General features: G+C 60.7%; 17 protein-coding genes, 2 tRNA genes and 1 pseudogene. 7 read left to right on the plus strand and 13 right to left on the minus strand.

Annotated elements, in window-relative coordinates:
• Positions 1-151 precede the first annotated feature (151 nt).
• Together V8Z78_RS15205 and murI are read left to right on the plus strand one after the other, a co-directional pair.
• Positions 152-748, plus strand: coding sequence for a hypothetical protein (locus V8Z78_RS15205; protein WP_223305666.1), 597 nt, complete (start codon positions 152-154; stop codon positions 746-748).
• A gap of 85 nt (positions 749-833) precedes the next feature.
• On the plus strand, positions 834-1,730 hold the full coding sequence (gene murI / locus V8Z78_RS15210; protein WP_012837546.1) for a glutamate racemase: 897 nt from the start codon (positions 834-836) through the stop codon (positions 1,728-1,730).
• 9 nt (positions 1,731-1,739) lie between these two features.
• Here murI and V8Z78_RS15215 read toward each other — a convergent pair whose 3' ends face one another.
• From V8Z78_RS15215 to V8Z78_RS15265, 11 genes and pseudogenes are all read right to left on the minus strand, one after another.
• A complete protein-coding gene (locus V8Z78_RS15215; protein ID WP_034407375.1) occupies positions 1,740-2,357 on the minus strand; it encodes a M48 metallopeptidase family protein in 618 nt (205 codons plus the stop codon).
• A gap of 74 nt (positions 2,358-2,431) precedes the next feature.
• Positions 2,432-3,061, minus strand: a complete 630-nt coding sequence (locus V8Z78_RS15220) for a DUF6806 family protein (protein ID WP_003061017.1) — start codon at positions 3,059-3,061, stop codon at positions 2,432-2,434.
• A 226-nt stretch (positions 3,062-3,287) separates the two neighbouring features.
• Positions 3,288-3,376, minus strand: a tRNA-Leu gene (locus V8Z78_RS15225).
• Between the two features lie 99 nt (positions 3,377-3,475).
• Positions 3,476-3,551 (minus strand) — tRNA-Gly (locus tag V8Z78_RS15230).
• 97 nt (positions 3,552-3,648) lie between these two features.
• On the minus strand, positions 3,649-5,271 hold the full coding sequence (locus V8Z78_RS15235; RefSeq protein ID WP_057091852.1) for a FadD3 family acyl-CoA ligase: 1,623 nt from the start codon (positions 5,269-5,271) through the stop codon (positions 3,649-3,651).
• Between the two features lie 3 nt (positions 5,272-5,274).
• Positions 5,275-6,342, minus strand: coding sequence for a ferredoxin--NADP reductase (locus tag V8Z78_RS15240; protein WP_046461376.1), 1,068 nt, complete (start codon positions 6,340-6,342; stop codon positions 5,275-5,277).
• A gap of 82 nt (positions 6,343-6,424) precedes the next feature.
• On the minus strand, positions 6,425-8,161 hold the full coding sequence (locus tag V8Z78_RS15245) for an FAD-binding protein (RefSeq protein WP_003071332.1): 1,737 nt from the start codon (positions 8,159-8,161) through the stop codon (positions 6,425-6,427).
• Between the two features lie 15 nt (positions 8,162-8,176).
• Positions 8,177-8,374, minus strand: coding sequence for an FAD-binding protein (locus tag V8Z78_RS15250; protein WP_349731629.1), 198 nt, complete (start codon positions 8,372-8,374; stop codon positions 8,177-8,179).
• Between the two features lie 10 nt (positions 8,375-8,384).
• Positions 8,385-9,686 (minus strand): FAD-binding protein, encoded by a 1,302-nt coding sequence (locus V8Z78_RS15255; protein WP_502878851.1) that lies wholly within the window; start codon positions 9,684-9,686, stop codon positions 8,385-8,387.
• Between the two features lie 106 nt (positions 9,687-9,792).
• A pseudogene (locus V8Z78_RS15260) lies at positions 9,793-9,909 on the minus strand (FAD-binding protein); the annotation flags it as partial.
• Between the two features lie 104 nt (positions 9,910-10,013).
• Positions 10,014-11,201, minus strand: coding sequence for an acyl-CoA dehydrogenase family protein (locus V8Z78_RS15265; protein WP_349731705.1), 1,188 nt, complete (start codon positions 11,199-11,201; stop codon positions 10,014-10,016).
• A 288-nt stretch (positions 11,202-11,489) separates the two neighbouring features.
• Between V8Z78_RS15265 and V8Z78_RS15270 the strand changes: the two genes are divergently transcribed.
• The 5 genes from V8Z78_RS15270 to tesG all read left to right on the plus strand — a co-directional run bounded on the left by V8Z78_RS15270 (position 11,490) and on the right by tesG (position 16,182).
• Entirely contained in the window at positions 11,490-12,467 is a 978-nt protein-coding gene (locus V8Z78_RS15270) for a flavin reductase (RefSeq protein ID WP_349731631.1), read from the plus strand.
• Between the two features lie 79 nt (positions 12,468-12,546).
• Positions 12,547-13,386 (plus strand): alpha/beta fold hydrolase, encoded by an 840-nt coding sequence (locus V8Z78_RS15275; RefSeq protein WP_012837539.1) that lies wholly within the window; start codon positions 12,547-12,549, stop codon positions 13,384-13,386.
• Between the two features lie 4 nt (positions 13,387-13,390).
• Positions 13,391-14,197, plus strand: coding sequence for a 2-hydroxyhexa-2,4-dienoate hydratase TesE (tesE, locus tag V8Z78_RS15280; RefSeq protein WP_003071347.1), 807 nt, complete (start codon positions 13,391-13,393; stop codon positions 14,195-14,197).
• A gap of 6 nt (positions 14,198-14,203) precedes the next feature.
• Positions 14,204-15,127 (plus strand): acetaldehyde dehydrogenase TesF, encoded by a 924-nt coding sequence (tesF, locus tag V8Z78_RS15285; protein WP_004341179.1) that lies wholly within the window; start codon positions 14,204-14,206, stop codon positions 15,125-15,127.
• A gap of 14 nt (positions 15,128-15,141) precedes the next feature.
• Entirely contained in the window at positions 15,142-16,182 is a 1,041-nt protein-coding gene (tesG, locus tag V8Z78_RS15290) for a 4-hydroxy-2-oxovalerate aldolase TesG (protein WP_349731632.1), read from the plus strand.
• Between the two features lie 169 nt (positions 16,183-16,351).
• Here the strand turns inward: tesG and V8Z78_RS15295 are convergent, their stop codons facing one another.
• Both V8Z78_RS15295 and V8Z78_RS15300 read right to left on the minus strand, forming a co-directional pair.
• A complete protein-coding gene (locus V8Z78_RS15295; protein ID WP_349731633.1) occupies positions 16,352-18,451 on the minus strand; it encodes a TonB-dependent receptor in 2,100 nt (699 codons plus the stop codon).
• Between the two features lie 351 nt (positions 18,452-18,802).
• A complete protein-coding gene (locus tag V8Z78_RS15300; RefSeq protein WP_039049306.1) occupies positions 18,803-19,006 on the minus strand; it encodes a hypothetical protein in 204 nt (67 codons plus the stop codon).
• Positions 19,007-19,034 lie beyond the last annotated feature (28 nt).

A 19,034-nucleotide genomic window follows, 5' to 3' on the forward strand; every position in this document is an offset into this window, starting at 1 on the left:
TACGACAGCCTGCCATCTGCCCCATTGCCCGCTTCGCTGTCCATGCGCAAAAGCTACTTTGGCAGGCTTGTGGACAGCATTCGTCTGGCGGCCTCACAGCAAAAAAGATGAGCACTGACCGCTGTGCCACAATAGAAAAACATCTTATTTAATGCTGAAACCATCAGTAAATAAGCGCTTTCAGCTCCTTTTTTCTTCTCAAGCCGCCATGCAAATTCTTCTGCCACCACTGATGCTGATTTCCGGAATGGGCTTTGCACTCAGTGCAATCACACATTTGGCAGCATTTGCAGGGCAGATCGATGTACTTGAAACACACTTACCTCAAGATGTCCTGGAGACATTCACAAGCGCCATGACCATCGGGATTTTTGCCGTCTGGATGCCTGCGGCACTGATTGCTCAGCGCATCAACAACGGCAATCGCCTGCAGTTTTCCTGGAAGAAGGTGCTCGCAGGCTGCCCCTCCTGGATGCGCAACACTGCCTATGCGGTCTTCATTTACGCTTTTGCCAACTTTTTTCTCGGCATTGCGGGAGGCATGGCCGAGCAGCAGCACGGCTTGCGCGTGTTCTCGGGCCACTGGATGATCTTCTACGGCATGGCGTTTTGCATCTTCTTCTCGAGCTGGAACCTGCCTGCCATGCTCAAGATCCGCCACTGCCCGGCCGGGCATAAAGTCGGTCATGGTGATAATTTCTGCCCGGTCTGCGGCTTGCCTGCAGACCAGGACAGCCCGAATCCCTGATAAACCATAGCCCTGGAGGCGCCGCCGGCACCCAAAGCGGCGCATACTGACGGCCGCACCATCGCCTCCACCTACCTCTTGCACCATGCCCACTCCTCACTCCCCCATCGGTATTTTTGATAGCGGTGTGGGCGGCCTCAGCGTGCTGCAGGCACTGCGCCATGAGCTGCCGCACGAGCAGTTTGTCTATCTGGCCGACAGCGGCAATGCACCCTATGGCGATGCACGCGGCGATGCGTTCGTGCAGGAGCGCAGCCTAGCCATTGCGAAATACCTGCTGGAGCAGCACGACATCAAGATTCTCGTGATTGCCTGCAATACTGCCACCGCTGCGGCCGTGGAACTGTTGCGCGAACGCCTGCCGCAACTGCCCGTCATTGGCGTGGAACCGGCTATCAAACCTGCCTCTTTTTCCAGCCAGACCCATCATGTGGGAGTGATGGCCACCCGGGGCACCATCTCCAGCCAGCGTGTGGCACGCCTGGTGTCGGAGCATGGGCAACGCGCCGAGTTTCACCTCCAAGCCTGCGACGGCCTGGCCAGGGCGATCGAGCAAAGCACGGAGCAGGCATTGCCCGAGGATGCAAGCGCCACGGAAATCAGAGCGCTGTGCGCAAAGTACACAAGCGCTTTAGGGAGTTTCGGCCTTAAGACAGGACAGATGGATACGCTGGTGCTGGGCTGCACCCACTATGTGTTCGTCAAGGATGATTTGCGTGCCCTGCTGGGGCCCGATATTCAGCTCCTGGACACGGGTGCCCCCGTGGCACGCCAGACCCGGCGCATGCTGGAGCAGCGCAATCTGCTGGGAGCCGAGACCGATGGATCGCTGCAGCTGGCCCAGGCCGATCAGATTCAGCTCATGACGACCGGGCGCCTGACGGCCATGCAAGCCGCAGCCCAGCGTTGGCTGGAGCTACCCGAAGGCTGCAGCCTGGCCGTCAACGTGTGCTCGCCCAGCGCAGTGCCCACCCCCGCCTGATCTGCGCCATCAGCTCCAGAGCAGCTCGCCGCCCTGATCCAGATAACTGAGATAAAAACGCACATCGAACTCCAACTGATGGTAATCAGGCTCCATATGCGTGCATAACTGATAAAAAGCCTTGTCGTGATCCATGATGCGGATATGCGCGAGCTCATGCACGCAAATCATGCGCAAAAAGGCATCTGGCGCCTGCTTGAACATGGCCGCCACATGAATCTCGTGCCGCGCATTGAGCCTGCCGCCATGCGCAATCGCACGCCGCGTATGCAGACCCAGGGCATTGCGCACCACATGAATCTTGCTGTCGTAGGCCACCTTGTGCAACTGCCCTGCATTGCGCAGATATTGCGCCTTGAGCGCATCGACATAGTCATAGAGCGCCCTGTCCGTGCGAACCGCGTGGGCCTGCGGATATTTGCGCAGCAGCCAGTCAGCGGCCCTGCCCGCGAGCAGCCAGTCGCGCACCTGATTCTGCAGCGATGGCGCGTAGCCCGAGAGATAGGGCAATGCCAGAGGCATGGATGCATTCACCCCTTCTTCGCCCATGCTGGCGCGCGCAGCCCTGTCCTTGCGCAACTGCTGGGTCACGGCTCCTGAATACTTGGGTGTAGGAATGGGCTTCATGACAAAAGACAAGCCCTCCGCCACAGTCTCGGGACTGCAGCACAGAGGGCTTTGACAGCGGATGATCGAAGGAATCAATGCAGATGGCGCGGGCGGCGATTGCCGCCATGACCGGAGGCCGAGCCCCCCGATCCACCACGCGGCGGCTTGCCCAGCTCCAGCGAGCTGACCAGGGCTTCGAAGCGCTGCGAGAACAGCTTGTCGATCTCCTGCACCACTCCGCCGAGCTCTGCACCGTCAAAGTGACGCTCCATCATGTTGATGACATCCTGCACCAGCAGATCGCGCTGCACCTGCATGATGGCTGCGGGATTGGGACCGACAAACAGCATCAGGAAGTCATCGCGACTCTGGGCCTCGGCAGGAGCCTCTTCCTCGTCGAACTCGGTGTCGTAGAAGGTCACCTCGATGGGCGAGCCCTGCTCGGCCAGCTCGTTCAGGCCCATGCACATATCGTCCAGGGACTGACGAAAATCATCGTCACCACGCACGGTCCAGCACATCTGCAACAGATGCTCCTTGGCGTCGAACTGAATGCCAGGCTCTTCTTCATAGAGACTTCCCTCGCCGTCGGTCAATGAGCGCGCACCAGCATAGGCCCACAAGGGACGCAATGCATCTTGCAGCTGCTCATACGTAACATCAGCACGGAGCAGAACCTGTCCGTGGACATGAATTTCAAAAGCAGCGTTGTAACTAGACATCTTTTTTCTCTGGGAGTGCAGGCCTCGTCAGCATGACAGAACTGCAAGCCATATTGCATCGAAGCCAGGACTTTTCCAAGCGCCTTGGCCAAGCCTTGACGCCCACAGCCCTACGGCATCGCAGTGACTGAATTTTCCCACCTTCAGCAAGACTGCGGGCAGCAACGGCTACTCAAGTCACAAATAAAAAAGCCCGCTACAAAAGATATAGCAGGCTTTTCAATTCTGGTGCCCCGAACCGGAATCGAACCGGTACGCTTCGTTAAAAGCGGCAGATTTTAAGTCTGCAGTGTCTACCAATTTCACCATCGGGGCCCACTTCACAACCGGCGCAGGGCGCCAGCGAGAAGTATTGCATCAGCCATGCGACCAAAGCAATAAAAAAGGGAAGCTTTTGCTTCCCTTTTCAAAATCTGGAGCGGGAAAACGGGTTCGAACCGTCGACCTATACCTTGGCAAGGTATCGCTCTACCAACTGAGCTATTCCCGCATTTCTGCAAAGCTGTTCGCCTTACAGAGCAGACTTGAATTATAGCCACGATTTTGAGCCGGTTTCGAAACCGTATGGCTTTTTCAGATAGCCCTGTTCAGGCAGGCTGAGGTACAGACTCAAGCCTGACCTTGACGATCTGCAGCAGATCGCGCTTTTGCACCTTGTTGGATGCGTTGACGGGCAGGCCATCGAGCTGGAGGACAAAGCGCGGTACCTTGTAGTTGGCCATATTGGCGCGGCACCAGGCGATGAAGGCCTCCTGGTCCAGTGTCACGCCGTTGCGTGTCACCACGCAGGCACAGCCTACCTCGCCCATGCGCTCGTCGGCCACCCCGACCACGGCAACCTGTGCCACATCGGGGTGGTTGGACAGCATGCGCTCGATTTCTGCTGGGTAGCAGTTGAAGCCGCCCACGATGAACATATCCTTGAGGCGGTCGGTAATACGCAGATAGCCGCGCTCGTCAAGCACTCCCACATCGCCTGTATGCAACCAGCCATCGGCATCAATGGTTTCTGCCGTGGCCTTCTCATCCTCGAAGTAGCCCTGCATGATGTGGTAGCCGCGCAGCAGCACCTCCCCCGCTTCACCTGGGGCAACAGGCTGCCCTTGCTCATCCACACAGCGCACCTCGGTCCCCGGCAGGGCCTTGCCACAGGTATTGGCCACGGTTTCCACATTGTCGGAGGGCTCGCAGAGCGTGGCACAGCCACCGCACTCCGTCAGGCCGTAGGCCGTGGTGACATTCACGATGCCCAGCTCCTCGCGCATGCGCTTGATGAGAATGGGAGGTACCGTGGAAGCACCGGTCACGGAGGACTTCAGCGAACTCAGATCGAAATTCTTGAGCCCCGGATGCGCCAGCATGGACAGAAACAGAGTGGGCGGCCCGGGCAGAAAGCTGATACGGTCGCTCTCGATGCGATGCAAGATCGCTTGCGCATCAAATACCTGCTCGGGATAGACGGTAGAGCCCTGCAGCAAGGCTGCCACCCAGCCGGCCTTGTAGCCAAAGGTATGAAAGAACGGATTGACGATCAGGTATCGGCTGCCTTCGGTCAAACCCACCACATCCGACCAGGCCTTGAAAGCCAGGATCGTCGGGCGGTGCGCGCACATCACTCCCTTGGGGCGTCCCGTGGTGCCGGAAGTGAACATCAGATCGGCCGTATCGTCAGGCTTGATCCGGGCTTCACGCTGCTGCTGGGCTTCGGCAGTCGTGTCATCGGCCCTGGCCATGAACTGCGCCCAGTTCATATCCGCGCTGGGCAGCACCTTGTCACCGAGTACCACCACCTGCTGCAATGTGACAGGACGCAGGCCGTTCAGCAGATCCGGGTAGTAGTTGTTCAGAAAGTCGCCCACGCACACCAGCACCCTGGCACGGCTGCGCTCGAGAATATCGGCAGCCTCGGCGCCCTTCATGCGGGTGTTCAAGGGCACCAGCACGCCGCCCGCAGCATGCACACCGCAGGCGGCAACGATCCACTCGCTGAGATTCGGTGCCCACAGAGCCACACGATCGCCAGCCTGCACGCCCAGACTCATCAAGGCACGTGCGGCCAGGCGGCTCAGCTGCTGCAGCTGGGCATAGCTGATGGATTTGCCGTTTTCGACAATCGCCGCGCGACCGGCAAAGCGGCTGACCACGTCAGCCAGCATGCCGGGCAAGGTCAGCGAAGACTCGGGCATCGCGTTCTGGTTGGTATTCGACATAAGTTACTCCGGAAATTTGACGCGCAGCTTTTCGCTGGTGGGCACGGATTGACAGGCCAGCGTCCACTTCTTGGACAGATCCTTGGCATCCAGCACTTCGTTGTGTCGCAGATGTACGCTGCCGTCCTGCACCTGGCACATGCAGGATGCGCACATGCCGGCCTGGCAGGAGTAGGGCACATTGATGCCGGCGCGCAGTCCGGCCTCCAGAATGGTCTCCGTGCCACTGCAGTTGAATTCGTATTCCTCGCCGTCCAGACGCAGCTGCACCAGTGCCTGGTCGACAGCAGCCTCCACGGGAGCAGTTGCCTCCTGCATCAGATGCAGAGTCTCCTCGTCAGGCAGAGAGACAAAGCGCTCCACATGTACCTGCTCGGCAGGCATGCCGGCCTCGATCATCGCGGCCTGCGCGGCATCCATGAAGGGGCCCGGCCCGCAGATAAAGGCCTGACCTGCATCGGCCACCCAGGGCGTGGCCCAGGCTGCGAGCTGCTTCTGCGAAGGCGCGCCTTGCACGGAGTCCAGCCAGTGAATGACCTGCAGGCGATCCGGATACTCGGCCGCCAGCTGCTGCAGGTCCTTCTTGAAGATCACCGAGCGCTCATCGCGGTTGGCATAGAACAGCACCACATTGCCCTGATGCTGCTTGAGTACGGTGCGCAAGATGGAGAACACCGGTGTGATTCCGCTGCCACCGGCCAGCAGCAAAAAGTTCTGAGACAGATTCCGGGGCGAGAACAGGCCCGAGGGAGGCATCAGCTCGATGGAGTCACCCACCTGAACCCTGTCGCAAACCCAGTTGGAGCCTCGTCCCTTGTCGACGCGCTTGACAGTCACCCGCAAGGCATCGTCGAGCATCGGGGCACTGGACATGGAGTAGCAGCGAGGCACATAGCGGCCCTCGATAGGCAGTCGCAGAGTCAGAAACTGGCCGGGACGATAGCTGAATTGCTCAGCCAGAGCCTCTGGCACCTCGAACACAATTGACTTGGTATCGTGCGTCTCGTCAATCACCGCGCGCACGCGCAGCGGGTGATACCGCGATGCGGTTGTTGTGGCTTCACTGCTCATTTCTTCTTACCCCTTACTCACTCACTCTTTTGTGCAACCTTGCACTGGCGCCCCGGCACAAGATCGTCCCCAATCCACGGGGTCAGGAACTGACGCTCTCCACAGCGCTTGCCTGCGGACACGCTGCCTGGGCAGCAGGGGGCTCGCCCCCTTCCAGTGCAGCCGCCTTGCCCGCTCGACGGCCCGAGAACACGCAGTCGGCCAGGGACAAGCCGCTCACATAACGCGAGGAAGCCACACCAATGGCGGTGCGCCCCGCGGCATACAGCCCGGGAATGTCATAGCCGGCACCGTCAATCACTGCACCGTTGTCCTCGTTGACCTTGAGGCCCCCCAGGCTCAGGACGGCCAGCGGGAACATCTTCTGGCTGATGGAGATATCGATGGCAAACAGCGAGCCGCCCTTGAACTCATGGCGCATGTCCTGGGACTTGCCCAACGGGTCTTCGATCTCACCGCGTGCAGCGGCATTGGCGCGATCGAACTGGAGCTGCAGCACTGTTGCATCCATGCGAAGCTTTTTGGCCAGATCGGCGACAGATTTGCCCTTGATCGCGACCTTGTACATCAGCGCCAGCGCGGGCATGGACTGGAAGGCCCACAAACCGCCAAACAGGCACTGCCACGCAGCCTGCCTGCGCAGCTTGCTATCAATGATGAGCCAAGCCTGTCCCCCCTGCTTTTCCATCATCTCGTAGCCAAGCTTGGCACCGTAGACCTGTTCATTGCAGAAGCGCTCGCCTTTGGTGTTGACCACCAGACCCTTGGGCCAGACCGAGGGTGGGGTGATGAAGCGCCAGGCCGAGATATTGTTCAGATCCTGAGCGATCCCTCCCACGGATTGCCCGAGGCGCAGACCAGAGCCATCGCAGCCCGCAGCACCGGTCAGCCAGCCGGGCTTGTAAGCCGGCGCATGCCGTTCCAGCAACTCCGAATTGAAGATATAGCCGCCAGTGGACAGCACCACACCTTTGCGAGCACGGATGTAGCGCTTCTCGCCGATCTCGCTTTCGATCTGCGCAGCTTCACGACGACCCGCCTGGGCACGTGGTGCCTGATACAAACGCCACTTGGCCACCAGCTCATCGAGCTTCTTGTGGCGTTCGGTACGTGGATCGCCTTCGGGCAACACCATCACCTCCACGCCCAATACACGGCCACTGTCCTTTTCGCGCACCAGGCGCTGGACACGGGCCTGCGTCAATGTGCGGGCTCCGTGCGCCAATGTGGATTTTTGCAGCGCGGCAAAGAACGTCGCTCCCGACTGCCCCTTGGCCACCACGCGATGACCGCGCGGAGCAGGCTTCTTGACCAGTTGCGGGTTGCCGTAGGCGGGCACCACCTCGTTGCCCGAGTAGTACAGATACAGGCCATCGGTCGGATAGGAGGTCTTGTACGCAGGCATGGTCGACGCAAAGGTAGCGCCCTGCTTTTCCAGCCAATTCAGGTTGGCCACGCTGTCGCGGCTGAAGCGAGCCAGTGTCTCGTCACTGACCACACCATTGACCTCATGCTTGAGGTAGGCAGTCATGGCTTCGGGTGAGTCCTCGAAGCCCGCCTCCTTCTGGTACCTGGTACCGCCACCGGCATAGACCACACCACCCGACAGCACACTGGCACCGCCGCCGCTGAAGCGGTCTATCACCAGAACTTCGGCCCCCTGCTCGCGCGCCTCAATCGCTGCACTGGCACCTGCGCCTCCCCAGCCGACCACCACCACATCGCTGGCATCGGACCACTGAACCTCATCGGCCGACCGCACATCCAAGACTGCACCCACAGGATTGATGGTGCTGACATGCTTTTTGAAATTGGACATTTCCGCGCCTCCTGATCAAACCGTCTTGCCCAGCAGATGCGGGTTCTCAAGCGGCAAGGGTTTGCCTAGCATGTCGGCCACGGCGCGAAAGGCAAAAGTCATGGCTGGCCCCAGGGTGGAGCCAGCGCCGGCGTAGGCCGGCCCCATGACGGAGGCGGAGTTGTTGCCCACGCAGTACAGCCCCTCGATGATCCTGCCTTGCGTGTCGAGCACACGCCCCTCTCTATCGGTAAGCAGCCCCCCCCTTGGTGCCGATCTCGCCGGGCCACAGGCGCATGGCGTAGAACGGACCTTTCTCGATGGGGCCGAGGTTGGGATTCTTGAGACGCGGATCGCCGTAGTAGCGGTCAAACACATTGCCGCCCCGGTCAAAGTCCAGATCCTTGCCAGCTCTGGCGTATTCGGTCATGCGGCGCGCACTGTCCTGCAGGCCAGCGGCGTCCACGCCGATCTGGCGCGCCAGATCCTCCAGCGTCTCGCCCTTCCAGTAGACATTGTTCAGCCAGCTCTTGCGCACCTTGCTGTCCGGCACGGCCGAGCCAGGCATCAGCGGCCCCATGGGGTTTTGCGCGCGGAAGCTGGCGTCGAACACAAGCCATGCAGGCACGCCGCCATTGCCCTTGGCATGTTCGGCCAGCATGGCCTGCTGAAACTCCGGATAAGGGCCGGACTCGTTGAGAAAGCGCTGCCCCCTGCTGTTGACCACCATGCACCCCGGCAGCGAGCGCTCCACGAAAATGCCGCGAAAGGCCGGCTCCTTGGGAACATCCATGGTGGGCACGCCCCAGGACCAGTCCATCAGCGCCAGCTGCGCGCCCACGGCCTGACCGGCCCGGTGAGCATCGCCGGTATTGCCTCCCACTGGAGTGGCCGTCCACTCTGCCTTGGTGGGCTTGTTCAGATACTGGTCGCGCATCTCCTGATTGCGCTCAAAGCCACCAGCACCCAACAACACGCCACGTCTGGCGTTGATCTGCTGGCGCTGACCATTCCTTTCAACGATGACACCCGTCACACGGCCCGATGCATCCTGCACCAGCTCCCTGAGCGGAGAGTTGCGCCACATCTCGACACCGACCTTGTTGGCAGCAGTCAGCAGGCCTGCCACCAGCGCCTGGCCGCCCGTCATGCGACGATCGCGCCTGGTCTTGTTGCGCCAGGGGTAGTCCAGAAAATACTTGAGCATGATGCCCAGGATGGTGAAGCGCGACTTGAGCTCGCGCGAGAGCATGGAATGCGCCTCGAAGGCACTGATGCTCATGCGGCCGAACAACTGGTTGCCGGGAGGGCCGGGGCGCATGGTTTCCAGCGCCGCCAGACCTAGTCTGGCGGCATTGAAGTCAACCGGATCCATGGTGCGGCCGCCGGGCCTGGAGCCTTCGATATGGGGGTAGTAATCCGCATACTTGGCCATGGCGCGATAAGGGATGCCGATCTGGCGCAGGTACTCGGCCATCTTGCTGGCGGTTTCCACATAGGCCAGCACGCGGTCGTCCGTCGCCATGCCGCGCACACAGCGCTTCATATAGCCAAATGCGGTTTCCAGATCGTCCTTGATGCCAGCGGTCTTCTGATCGTAATTGAGCGGGATCCAGATGCCCCCCCCCCGACAGGGCCGAAGTGCCGCCAAACAGCTCTGTCTTCTCCACCACCAGAGTCTTGAGGCCCTGCTCCTGCGCGCGAATGGCGCCCAACATGGCACCTGCCCCCGACCCCACGACGATCAGGTCATATTCTTGTTCTGCCATACCTTGTCTCCGTCAATCTTTTGTTCTATGGATGGACTGTCGCAAATACACGCTGGCGGCAGCCTCCGTTGTGAGAGCGCTGCCGCAGCCTGGCCTGAATTCAATCAGACAAAGGGTTCCTGGTTGGGAATGCCCAGCACATGCGAGCCATAGGCGCGCACATAGGCATCCGTGTTGTTCGCAATGTGGGTACGTCCCTGATGGATGTCGCGGAAGATGCGCTCGATGGGATTGTTCTTGAAAGTACCGCTGGCTGCGCAGGCACGCATCAGCTCATTGGCATGAAAGCCCGTCAGCTTGGGAACGTATGACGCCTGAGCACGCTGCAGCAGACGCTCTTCCAGCGTCAGCTGAATACCAGTCTTGGCCGCATCCACAATGCGTGCGTAATTGCGGAACAGCACCATCTTGAGCTGGTCCAGCGCAATCGTGGCTTCGGTCACGGCCGTCTGGGCGTTCACGTCCTCGGCCATCCTGTTGCCATGCTTTCCAATGTGCGCCGTCGCGCGCTCGGTGAACGACGCGATGGCGCTTTCCAGCGCGCCCAGGCAGGCGGTGGACACCGCACGCTGGAACACATGGGTAAAGGGGATGCGGAACAGCCAGCTGGTGTTTTCGGTGCGGCCGGGGCAGCCCACATCGCTGTGGTCGTTGGTGTACTGGATGCGATGTGCCGGGACAAACGCGTTTTCCACCACGATGTCATGACTGCCTGTGCCGCGCAGGCCCAGCACATCCCAGTTGTCCTCAATGCGGTAGTCCGCCTTGGGCACCAGAAAAGTCACATGCTCCAGGCCAGACGTGCCATCACGCTTGGGCAGCAGACCGCCGAGAAACAGCCAGTCGCAATGCTTGGAGCCGGTGGAAAAGCTCCAGCGACCGTTGAACCTGAATCCGCCTTCCACGGGCTCGGCCTTGCCAGTAGGCATATAGGTCGAGGCGATGCGCACGCCGTTATCCTTGCCCCACACATCCTGCTGGGCCTGGTCGGGGAAGAGCGCCAGCTGCCAGGGGTGAACGCCGACCACCCCGTAAATCCAGGCCGTGGACATGCAGCCCTTGGCCAGCTCCATCTGCACGCTGTAGAACACACGGGGATCCATTTCATAGCCACCCCAGCGCTTGGGCTGCAGCACACGGAACAGACCCGCCTCAGCCATCTCCTGAACGGTTTCGTCGCTGATCTTTCCTTCGCGATCCGCCTGCTGCGCGCGCGCCGCCAGCTTGGGCGCCAGGGCCTTGGCACGCTCGATCACGGCCAGCGCATCAGGGGTGAGGTAGTTATCTGTCATTGTGTTCATTCAGGTCTCCAGTTGCCGCTCCACCGGACGGCTTGTGGTGTGGTGGGCAAGGCCTTTTCGCCTATGACAGAAATGCTCTCACCATGCAATTTTCCGTTCATCGTCCGATCAGACTAACGATGAAGCAGGCGTTTGCGGACCTCTCCAAAGCCTGATCCCGCACAGCAAAAACACGGAGCCTAGGACAAACACCAAGCCCTGTTTTGCGCTGCTAGTCCATGTGAAGGATTCATAAAAGCCCTGTTCGCAGCACTCTTGCACCAAGGAGACATTCACCCCATGCAAAGCACTGCAGCAACCTTCGACCCCAAAGACTTTCGCCGCGCCCTGGGCATGTTTGGCACCGGGGTCACCATCGTCACCACCCGTGCAGAGAATGGCGAGCCTGTAGGAATCACGGCCAACAGCTTCAACTCGGTTTCGCTGGAGCCCCCCATGGTTTTGTGGAGCCTGGCCAAGAACGCCCGCAGCCTGCCTGTGTTCCAGAACGCCGACACCTGGAATGTGCACATCCTCTCCAACGAGCAAGAGGCCCTGTCGAACCGCTTTGCCCGTGCTGGCGAAGACAAGTTCTCCGGCCTGTCGCTGGACTCCGAGGCGGCCCATGCCCCGCTGCTGCAGGACTGCAGCGCGCGCTTCAGGTGCAAGACGGCATTTCAGTACGACGGCGGCGACCACATCATCTTTGTGGGCGAGGTGACCGACTACGACGCCAACCCACACCCTCCCCTGCTCTACGTGACCGGCGGTTACGCCCTGGCTTCACGCAAGGCCAACGCCGTGGCCAGCGAACCGGCCGCAGACACCAATACCGCCTACTCGGAAAACCTGATCGGATATTTGATGGGCCGCGCGCACTTTCAATTCCTGAGCGGCTTGCGCAAGCCCATGGCGGCTTACGGCATGACCGATGCCGATTTTTACGTGCTCTCGCTGCTGAGCATCCAACAGCCTCAGTCGCCTGCCGAAATTGCGTCTCACATGGCCTACACCGGCACCGACATCGGAGCCGTGGCCCTGCAGTCGCTGATCAGCAAGGGCTGGGTGGAAGAAAGCCGCGAGCGCGCCGAGTCGCTGCAGCTCACGCCCCTGGGCAACGAAGCCATCTTGCGTGTGCTGGCCGCAGCCAAAGCCGTGGAAACCGATTTGATAGCAAGCCTTGGCGAGATGGAAGCAGCCACGCTGCGCAATCTGCTCAAAAAGGCGATTGCCGCCACCGATCCCGGCCTGCCCAAGCTTTGGCAAGCCAGGGCTTGATAAGCCTCGTCATCCAAGATTCCTCACCCGAAGGCAGGAGACAGCCTTCGCCTATCCACTCCAAGCATAAAGAACAGAGATGAGCCAATTTTCCATCCCAGAAGGCAAGTATGTGGACATCGGCAATGTGGCCGGTCATCCTCAGCGCGTTCACTACCACGAACAGGGATCGGGTGACCCGGTAATCTTCCTGCACGGTGCTGGCACCGGTGCCAGCGGCTACAGCAACTTCAAGGGCAACTACCCCGAGTTTGCTGCGGCCGGCTTTCGCTCCATCGTTCCCGACCTGCTCGGTTACGGCCTCTCGTCCAAGACCGAGGAGCCCAGGCAGTACGACATGGATTTCTTCATCGCCGGCGTCAAGGGACTGGTGGAGCAGTTGGGCCTGAAAAACATCACCCTGCTGGGCAACTCGCTGGGCGGTGCGGTGGCGCTGGGCTATGCGCTCAAGTACCCCGAGGACGTCAAGAGCCTGATCCTCATGGCACCCGGTGGCGTGGAAGAGTTTGAAGCCTATATGGCCATGCCCGGCATTGCCAATATGTTCAATGTCTACAAGTCGGGCAAGACCGGCCCCGAAGCCATGCGCGCCGTCATGAGCATGCAGGTGGTGGACCAGTCGCTGCTGACGGACGAAATCATCAATGAACGCGCCCCGATTGCGTTGACCCAGACCGAGGCCTCGCGCCAGCGCCTGTACATCCCCAATATGACCGAGCAGCTGCCTGAACTCAGGTGCAATGTGCTGGGGTTCTGGGGCATGCAGGACGCCTTCAACCCCGTGGGCGGTGCCGACAAGCTGGCCAAGGGCATCAAGAACTGTCGCGTGGTGCTGGTCAACCAGTGCGGCCACTGGGTGCAGGTCGAGCATCGCGAGATGTTCAACCGCACCTGCATAGACTTCATGAAAAACGGTTGAATCCATGAGCACCACCGAACTTGATCTGTCATTCACCGAAACCCAGGGTCGGCGCCTGTATGACGCGCTGCGCACCGCCAGGACACTGGCACCGCTGACCGACAGCCACCCCGAAATGACGGTGGAAGACGCCTATCACATCTCCCTGCACATGCTGCGCCTGCGCGAAGCATCGGGCGAACGTGTGATCGGCAAGAAGATAGGCGTGACCTCCAAGCCCGTGCAGGACATGCTGAATGTGCACCAGCCCGACTTCGGCTTTCTCACAGACAGCATGCAGTTTGAAGACGGCGCAGCCGTCTCGCTCAAGGCATCCGGCCTGATCCAGCCCCGCGCCGAGGGCGAGATCGCCTTCATGCTCAAGAAGGATCTGCAAGGCCCGGGGGTGACCAAGGAAGACGTGCTGGCCGCCACCGAGTGGGTCGCCCCCTGCTTCGAGATCGTCGATTCGCGCATCAAGGACTGGAAGATCAAGATCCAGGACACCGTGGCCGACAACGCTTCCTGCGGCGTCTTCGTGATCGGCAAGCAGCATACAGATCCGGCTTCGCTGGATCTGGCCGCTGCCGCCATGGAGATGCGACGGAACGGCCAGCCAGCAGGCTCTGGCCTGGGCAGTGCCGTGCAGGGCCACCCTGCTGAAGCCGTAGCCTGGCTGGCCAACACATTGGGCGCTTTTGGCATTCCTTTCAAAGCCGGTGAAGTGATTCTCTCTGGCTCTCTCGCCCCCCTGGTGCCCGCCGCCGCCGGCGACCGTTTCGACATGGTCATCGAAGGCATGGGTACTTGTTCCATTCAATTCACCGAGTAAGAAACCATGACGCAAAAAAAGATCAAGTGCGCACTGATCGGCCCCGGCAATATCGGTACCGATCTGCTCATGAAACTGCAGCGTTCCCCCATACTGGAGCCTGTGTGGATGGTCGGCATCGACCCTGAGTCCGATGGTCTCAAGCGTGCCCGCGAGATGGGCATCAAGACCACTGCCGACGGTGTGGACGGCCTGCTGCCCTTCGTCAAGGAAGACGGCATCCAGATCGCCTTTGACGCTACCAGCGCCTATGTCCACGCCGAAAACAGCCGCAAGCTCAACGAGCTGGGCGTGCTGATGATCGACCTGACGCCCGCTGCCATCGGTCCCTATTGCGTTCCCAGCGTGAATCTGGCCGAGAAGGTTGCAGAAAAGGCCATGAACGTGAACATGGTCACCTGCGGCGGCCAGGCCACCATCCCCATGGTGGCGGCGGTTTCGCGCGTGCAGGCCGTGAGCTATGGCGAAATCGTGGCCACGGTATCGAGCCGCTCGGTCGGCCCCGGCACGCGCAAGAACATTGACGAGTTCACGCGCACCACATCGGGTGCCGTGGAAAAGATTGGCGGCGCGCAAAAGGGCAAGGCCATCATCGTCATCAACCCCGCCGAGCCGCCGCTGATCATGCGCGACACCATCCACTGCCTGACGGTGGATACGCCCAAGCCTGCCGAGATCGAAGCCTCGGTGCACGCCATGATCAAGGAAGTGCAGAAATACGTGCCCGGCTACAAGCTGGTCAACGGTCCCGTGATCGACGGCAACCGCGTCTCCATCTATATGGAAGTCGAAGGCCTGGGCGACTACCTGCCCAAGTACGCGGGCAATCTGGACATCATGACCGCCGCTGCGGCGCGCACGGCCGAGATGTTTGCCGAAGAAATCCTCGCCGGCCGTTTCGAGTTGGCCGAAGCCGCTGTTGCTGTCTGATCCAGGAGAAAAACATGTCCCTCAAAGGTAAGAAGATCACCGTTCACGACATGACGCTGCGTGACGGCATGCACCCCAAACGCCACCAGATGACCCTGGAACAGATGAAGTCCGTGGCCACGGGACTGGACGCCGCTGGTGTGCCCCTGATTGAAGTGACCCATGGCGACGGCCTGGGCGGCAGCTCGGTCAACTACGGCTTTCCTGCACATACGGACGAGGAGTACCTGTCCACCGTCATTCCGCTGATGAAGCAGGCCAAGGTCTCGGCTCTCTTGCTGCCCGGCATCGGCACTGTCGATCACCTGAAGATGGCCCACGAGCTGGGCGTCTCCACCATCCGCGTGGCCACGCATTGCACCGAGGCCGATGTCTCCGAGCAGCACATCGCCATGGCCCGCAAGATGGGCATGGATACCGTGGGCTTTTTGATGATGGCGCATATGAACAGTGCCGAAGGCCTGGTCAAGCAGGCCAAGCTGATGGAAAGCTACGGCGCCAACTGTATCTACATCACGGACTCGGCCGGCTATATGCTGCCGGACGACGTGAAAGAGCGTCTGTCCGCCGTGCGTCAGGCTCTGAAGCCCGAGACCGAACTGGGTTTCCATGGCCACCACAACCTGGCCATGGGCATCGCCAACTCTCTGGCTGCAGTGGAAGTCGGTGCCAACCGCATCGACGCTGCGGCTGCCGGCCTGGGCGCCGGTGCGGGCAACACGCCTATGGAAGTGCTGGTAGCCGTGTGCGCGCGCATGGGGATTGAAACCGGCGTGGACGTGTTCAAGATCCAGGACGTGGCCGAAGACCTGGTCGTGCCCTTGATGGACTTCCCCATCCGCATCGACCGCGACGCGCTGACCCTGGGCTATGCCGGCGTGTACGGCAGTTTCCTGCTGTTTGCCAAGCGTGCCGAAGCCAAGTACGGCATCCCCGCGCGCGAGCTGCTGCTGGAGCTGGGCCGCCGCGGCATGGTGGGTGGCCAGGAAGACATGATCGAAGACACGGCCCTGACCATGGTGCGCAAGCGCCAGAAGCAGGCTGTGGCGGCCTGATACGTATCACTTCAGGTTCTTATTGCCACTTTGTTCGGGTTCAGCGGCTGCTTGGGGCGGCTGCTGAACCCTTTTTTGTGAGCATCAGGCCTCTATCCATCCAGGCCGTCGCCACTGGCAGCGGCTGGAGTCAAGGTCCGCCTGCCCGAACCCCCATGGCACACCTTTTCTAGAAGCGATAGCGCGCCACCACCTGGGCCGAGCGCGGTGCGCCCGGCAGATTGAGGTTGGGCACACTGCCATGACCGGCCACGATGTAGCGACGATTCAGCAGATTGTTGAGCTTGAGCTGCACATCCCAGGGGCCCACGCGGTAGTAGGCCATGGCATCCACCGTGGTATAGCCCGGCAAGGTCACGGTATTGCCAGGATTGGCGAACCGGGCACCGACATAGTTCAGCCCCCCGCCCAGACCGAAGCCGTGGCCCAGTGCCTTGGTCACCCATAAGTTGGCACTTTGCCTGGGCGTCAGCGTGGGGCGCTTGCCCTGGACCGGCTGGCCGGCATCGACGGCAGGCGATGTGGTCATCTCGCCATCGAGGAAAGCGTAGCCGGCCCAGACCTGCCAGCTCGGAGCAATCTCTCCGGCAAAAGTCAGCTCCAGCCCGTTGGTGCGCTGCACACCCAGAGGCACCACGGTGTTGCTTGTGGGATCGACGCTCTTGATATTGGTGCGCTCGAGCTTGAACAGCGAGGCCGTGACCGAGGCTTTGCCATCAGGCAGATCCCATTTGACGCCGACTTCCTGGCTGGTTGTTTTCTCCGGAGCCAGCTGTGCATTGTTGGCCGCCAGCGCAAAGGTTTCGCCCGAGGGCTGGAAGGACTTGCTCCACGACGCGTAGTAGGACCACGCCGACGAGGGCTGATAGACCAGCCCGACGCGCGGACTCCAGGCCGTGTCCGTACGGCTCAGATCCGGCTTTCCGGGCTGGCGCTCATGCGTTTCCTGCTGGAAGCGGTCGTAGCGCACACCGGCCAACGCCTTCCACTGAGGACTGATGGTGACCAGATCCTGCAGGTAGGCGCTGGCCACCTTGAAGACGCTGTGATTGTCCGCCGCAGGCTTGCCGTCGATGCGCAGCGGCAAAGTCGGCAGCACCGGATTGAAGAGCGAGACCGTTGCCACATTGGCTCGGCTGTATGACAGCAGATCCTTGCTCTGTCGGCCGAATTCAAAGCCGTACAGCAATTGGTGCTTCATCCCTGCAAGCTCAAGCTTCTGGGTCAGCTCGGTCTGGTTGAAAAAGCCGTTCTCGTCGCGCTGGACATTGCCCCGGGTCAACGATGCGGTCAGGGCCTTTTCGTTGACCGATCCAACGAGCGTGTTGTTTCTATCCAGCGAGTAATCGTAGAAACGCAAGGCATTGCGCAAGGACAGGCTGTCGCTGATACGGTGATTCAGTGTCGCACCCAGCGATGCCACTTCGGCACGGCTGACATCCACATCCCTGGCATTGGCCGCACCGTAGTAGGTGCCGGGCGACACATTGACGGGTCGGCCCTGGTACGCGGGGATACCGAAGTCCGTCAGGCGGCTGTCCTTCAGATAGTCGGCCTGCAACAGCACGCTGGTATCCGAGCTGGACTTGATCAGCACCGATGCCGCAAGCGCCTTGCGATCGAGAAACTGCTGGTCTCGGTAGCTGTCGGCGCGCTCTATGGCGCCGGTCAGACGATAGGAGACCACACTGTCCTGCGGCGCACGCGCCAGGTCGAACTCGCCACGGCGCTGGTTCCAGCGTCCCAGAGTCAAGCCCACTTCGCTGAGATTGACGCCGGGCTTCTTGGTGATGCGATTGATCAGGCCGCCCGACGAGCCGCGCCCGTACAGCACCGATGCCGGGCCCTTGAGCACTTCGATCTGCTCGATATTGGACAGATCGCGAAAATACAGCGCGTCATCGCGCAGGCCGTCCACGAACTGGTCGGCAATCGCCGAGAAGCCGCGAATGGTGACCTGATCGCGCTGACCGTCACCATGAGAAAATCCCACGCCGGGCACGGCCCTGAGAGCATCCTGCATGGATTGCGCGACCTGATCGCGCAGCAGGCTCTGCGGCACCACATTCACGGTCTGAGGAATATCACGCAACGGTGCCTCGATCTTGGTGGCGCTCGTTGCCGTGGGTGGGTTGTAGCCTGAATCGGGCTGGCGATCGCTGCGGACCTGTACTTCGTCCAGCACCACCTCTGAAGCTTGCTGCGCCCACGCTGCACCGGAAAAAGCCAGCCCCAATGCCGCTGCCAGCGGCGAATACCTCAATGCCATGAATGCCTCGTTATACGGAGTTTTAATTCGGCTTGGCGGGTATCGTCCGCAGCAGGGACTACGGCATCAATTGGCTACAACCTGTGTGCTGTGCAAAAGCGTGCGCATCATAATCGAGAATCAGTCTCATTTACATGTACTTTACAGTACAGAAATTATCTGGAGATCAAAGTCATGTAGATGCTTTGAAAGCGGCAAGAGTCCATGGCTTAACAAGGCCGTATCCGCCCCTCCGAGGCGGACTGGAGGCGATGCCGATGCAACGGCAACTCGCTGCCATCAGGCCGCCGATTTCAGGACCGATCAAGGGAAAACGAGAGGGCCCGACCGGCAGAGCTTTCAGCCCAGGGTTCAATAGCCCGATGCAAAAACTGCGTTCCAGGAGGTCTGGGCACTGGCCAGCACGATGCCAGCGGGCAGCTTGACCTCAGACTCCGCCTGCCCTGCCACAGCGGTACCCTGCGGCAGATTCATGGCAGGCAGGTACAGCGCCAGTGCGGCAGCCACCAGCGACACTGCGCGAAGCGCATTCATCCAGCGAAAAGAGGTTTTCATGCTTGTCTCCTTTACAGGCTCTATGGCC

It is taken from the genome of Comamonas sp. wu1-DMT (assembly GCF_040187805.1).
GTDB classification, from domain to species: Bacteria; Pseudomonadota; Gammaproteobacteria; order Burkholderiales; family Burkholderiaceae_C; genus Comamonas; species Comamonas thiooxydans.

Excerpts from the sequence above, each read along its gene's own strand:
- V8Z78_RS15205 (WP_223305666.1), top strand. The coding sequence starts at position 152 with ATGCTGAAACCATCAGTAAATAAGCGCTTTCAGCTCCTTTTTTCTTCT.
- murI (WP_012837546.1), top strand. The coding sequence starts at position 834 with ATGCCCACTCCTCACTCCCCCATCGGTATTTTTGATAGCGGTGTGGGC.
- V8Z78_RS15215 (WP_034407375.1), bottom strand. The coding sequence starts at position 2,357 with ATGAAGCCCATTCCTACACCCAAGTATTCAGGAGCCGTGACCCAGCAG.
- V8Z78_RS15220 (WP_003061017.1), bottom strand. The coding sequence starts at position 3,061 with ATGTCTAGTTACAACGCTGCTTTTGAAATTCATGTCCACGGACAGGTT.
- V8Z78_RS15235 (WP_057091852.1), bottom strand. The coding sequence starts at position 5,271 with ATGTCGAATACCAACCAGAACGCGATGCCCGAGTCTTCGCTGACCTTG.
- V8Z78_RS15240 (WP_046461376.1), bottom strand. The coding sequence starts at position 6,342 with ATGAGCAGTGAAGCCACAACAACCGCATCGCGGTATCACCCGCTGCGC.
- V8Z78_RS15245 (WP_003071332.1), bottom strand. The coding sequence starts at position 8,161 with ATGTCCAATTTCAAAAAGCATGTCAGCACCATCAATCCTGTGGGTGCA.
- V8Z78_RS15255 (WP_502878851.1), bottom strand. The coding sequence starts at position 9,686 with ATGAAGCGCTGTGTGCGCGGCATGGCGACGGACGACCGCGTGCTGGCC.
- V8Z78_RS15265 (WP_349731705.1), bottom strand. The coding sequence starts at position 11,201 with ATGACAGATAACTACCTCACCCCTGATGCGCTGGCCGTGATCGAGCGT.
- V8Z78_RS15270 (WP_349731631.1), top strand. The coding sequence starts at position 11,490 with ATGCAAAGCACTGCAGCAACCTTCGACCCCAAAGACTTTCGCCGCGCC.
- V8Z78_RS15275 (WP_012837539.1), top strand. The coding sequence starts at position 12,547 with ATGAGCCAATTTTCCATCCCAGAAGGCAAGTATGTGGACATCGGCAAT.
- tesE (WP_003071347.1), top strand. The coding sequence starts at position 13,391 with ATGAGCACCACCGAACTTGATCTGTCATTCACCGAAACCCAGGGTCGG.
- tesF (WP_004341179.1), top strand. The coding sequence starts at position 14,204 with ATGACGCAAAAAAAGATCAAGTGCGCACTGATCGGCCCCGGCAATATC.
- tesG (WP_349731632.1), top strand. The coding sequence starts at position 15,142 with ATGTCCCTCAAAGGTAAGAAGATCACCGTTCACGACATGACGCTGCGT.
- V8Z78_RS15295 (WP_349731633.1), bottom strand. The coding sequence starts at position 18,451 with ATGGCATTGAGGTATTCGCCGCTGGCAGCGGCATTGGGGCTGGCTTTT.
- V8Z78_RS15300 (WP_039049306.1), bottom strand. The coding sequence starts at position 19,006 with ATGAAAACCTCTTTTCGCTGGATGAATGCGCTTCGCGCAGTGTCGCTG.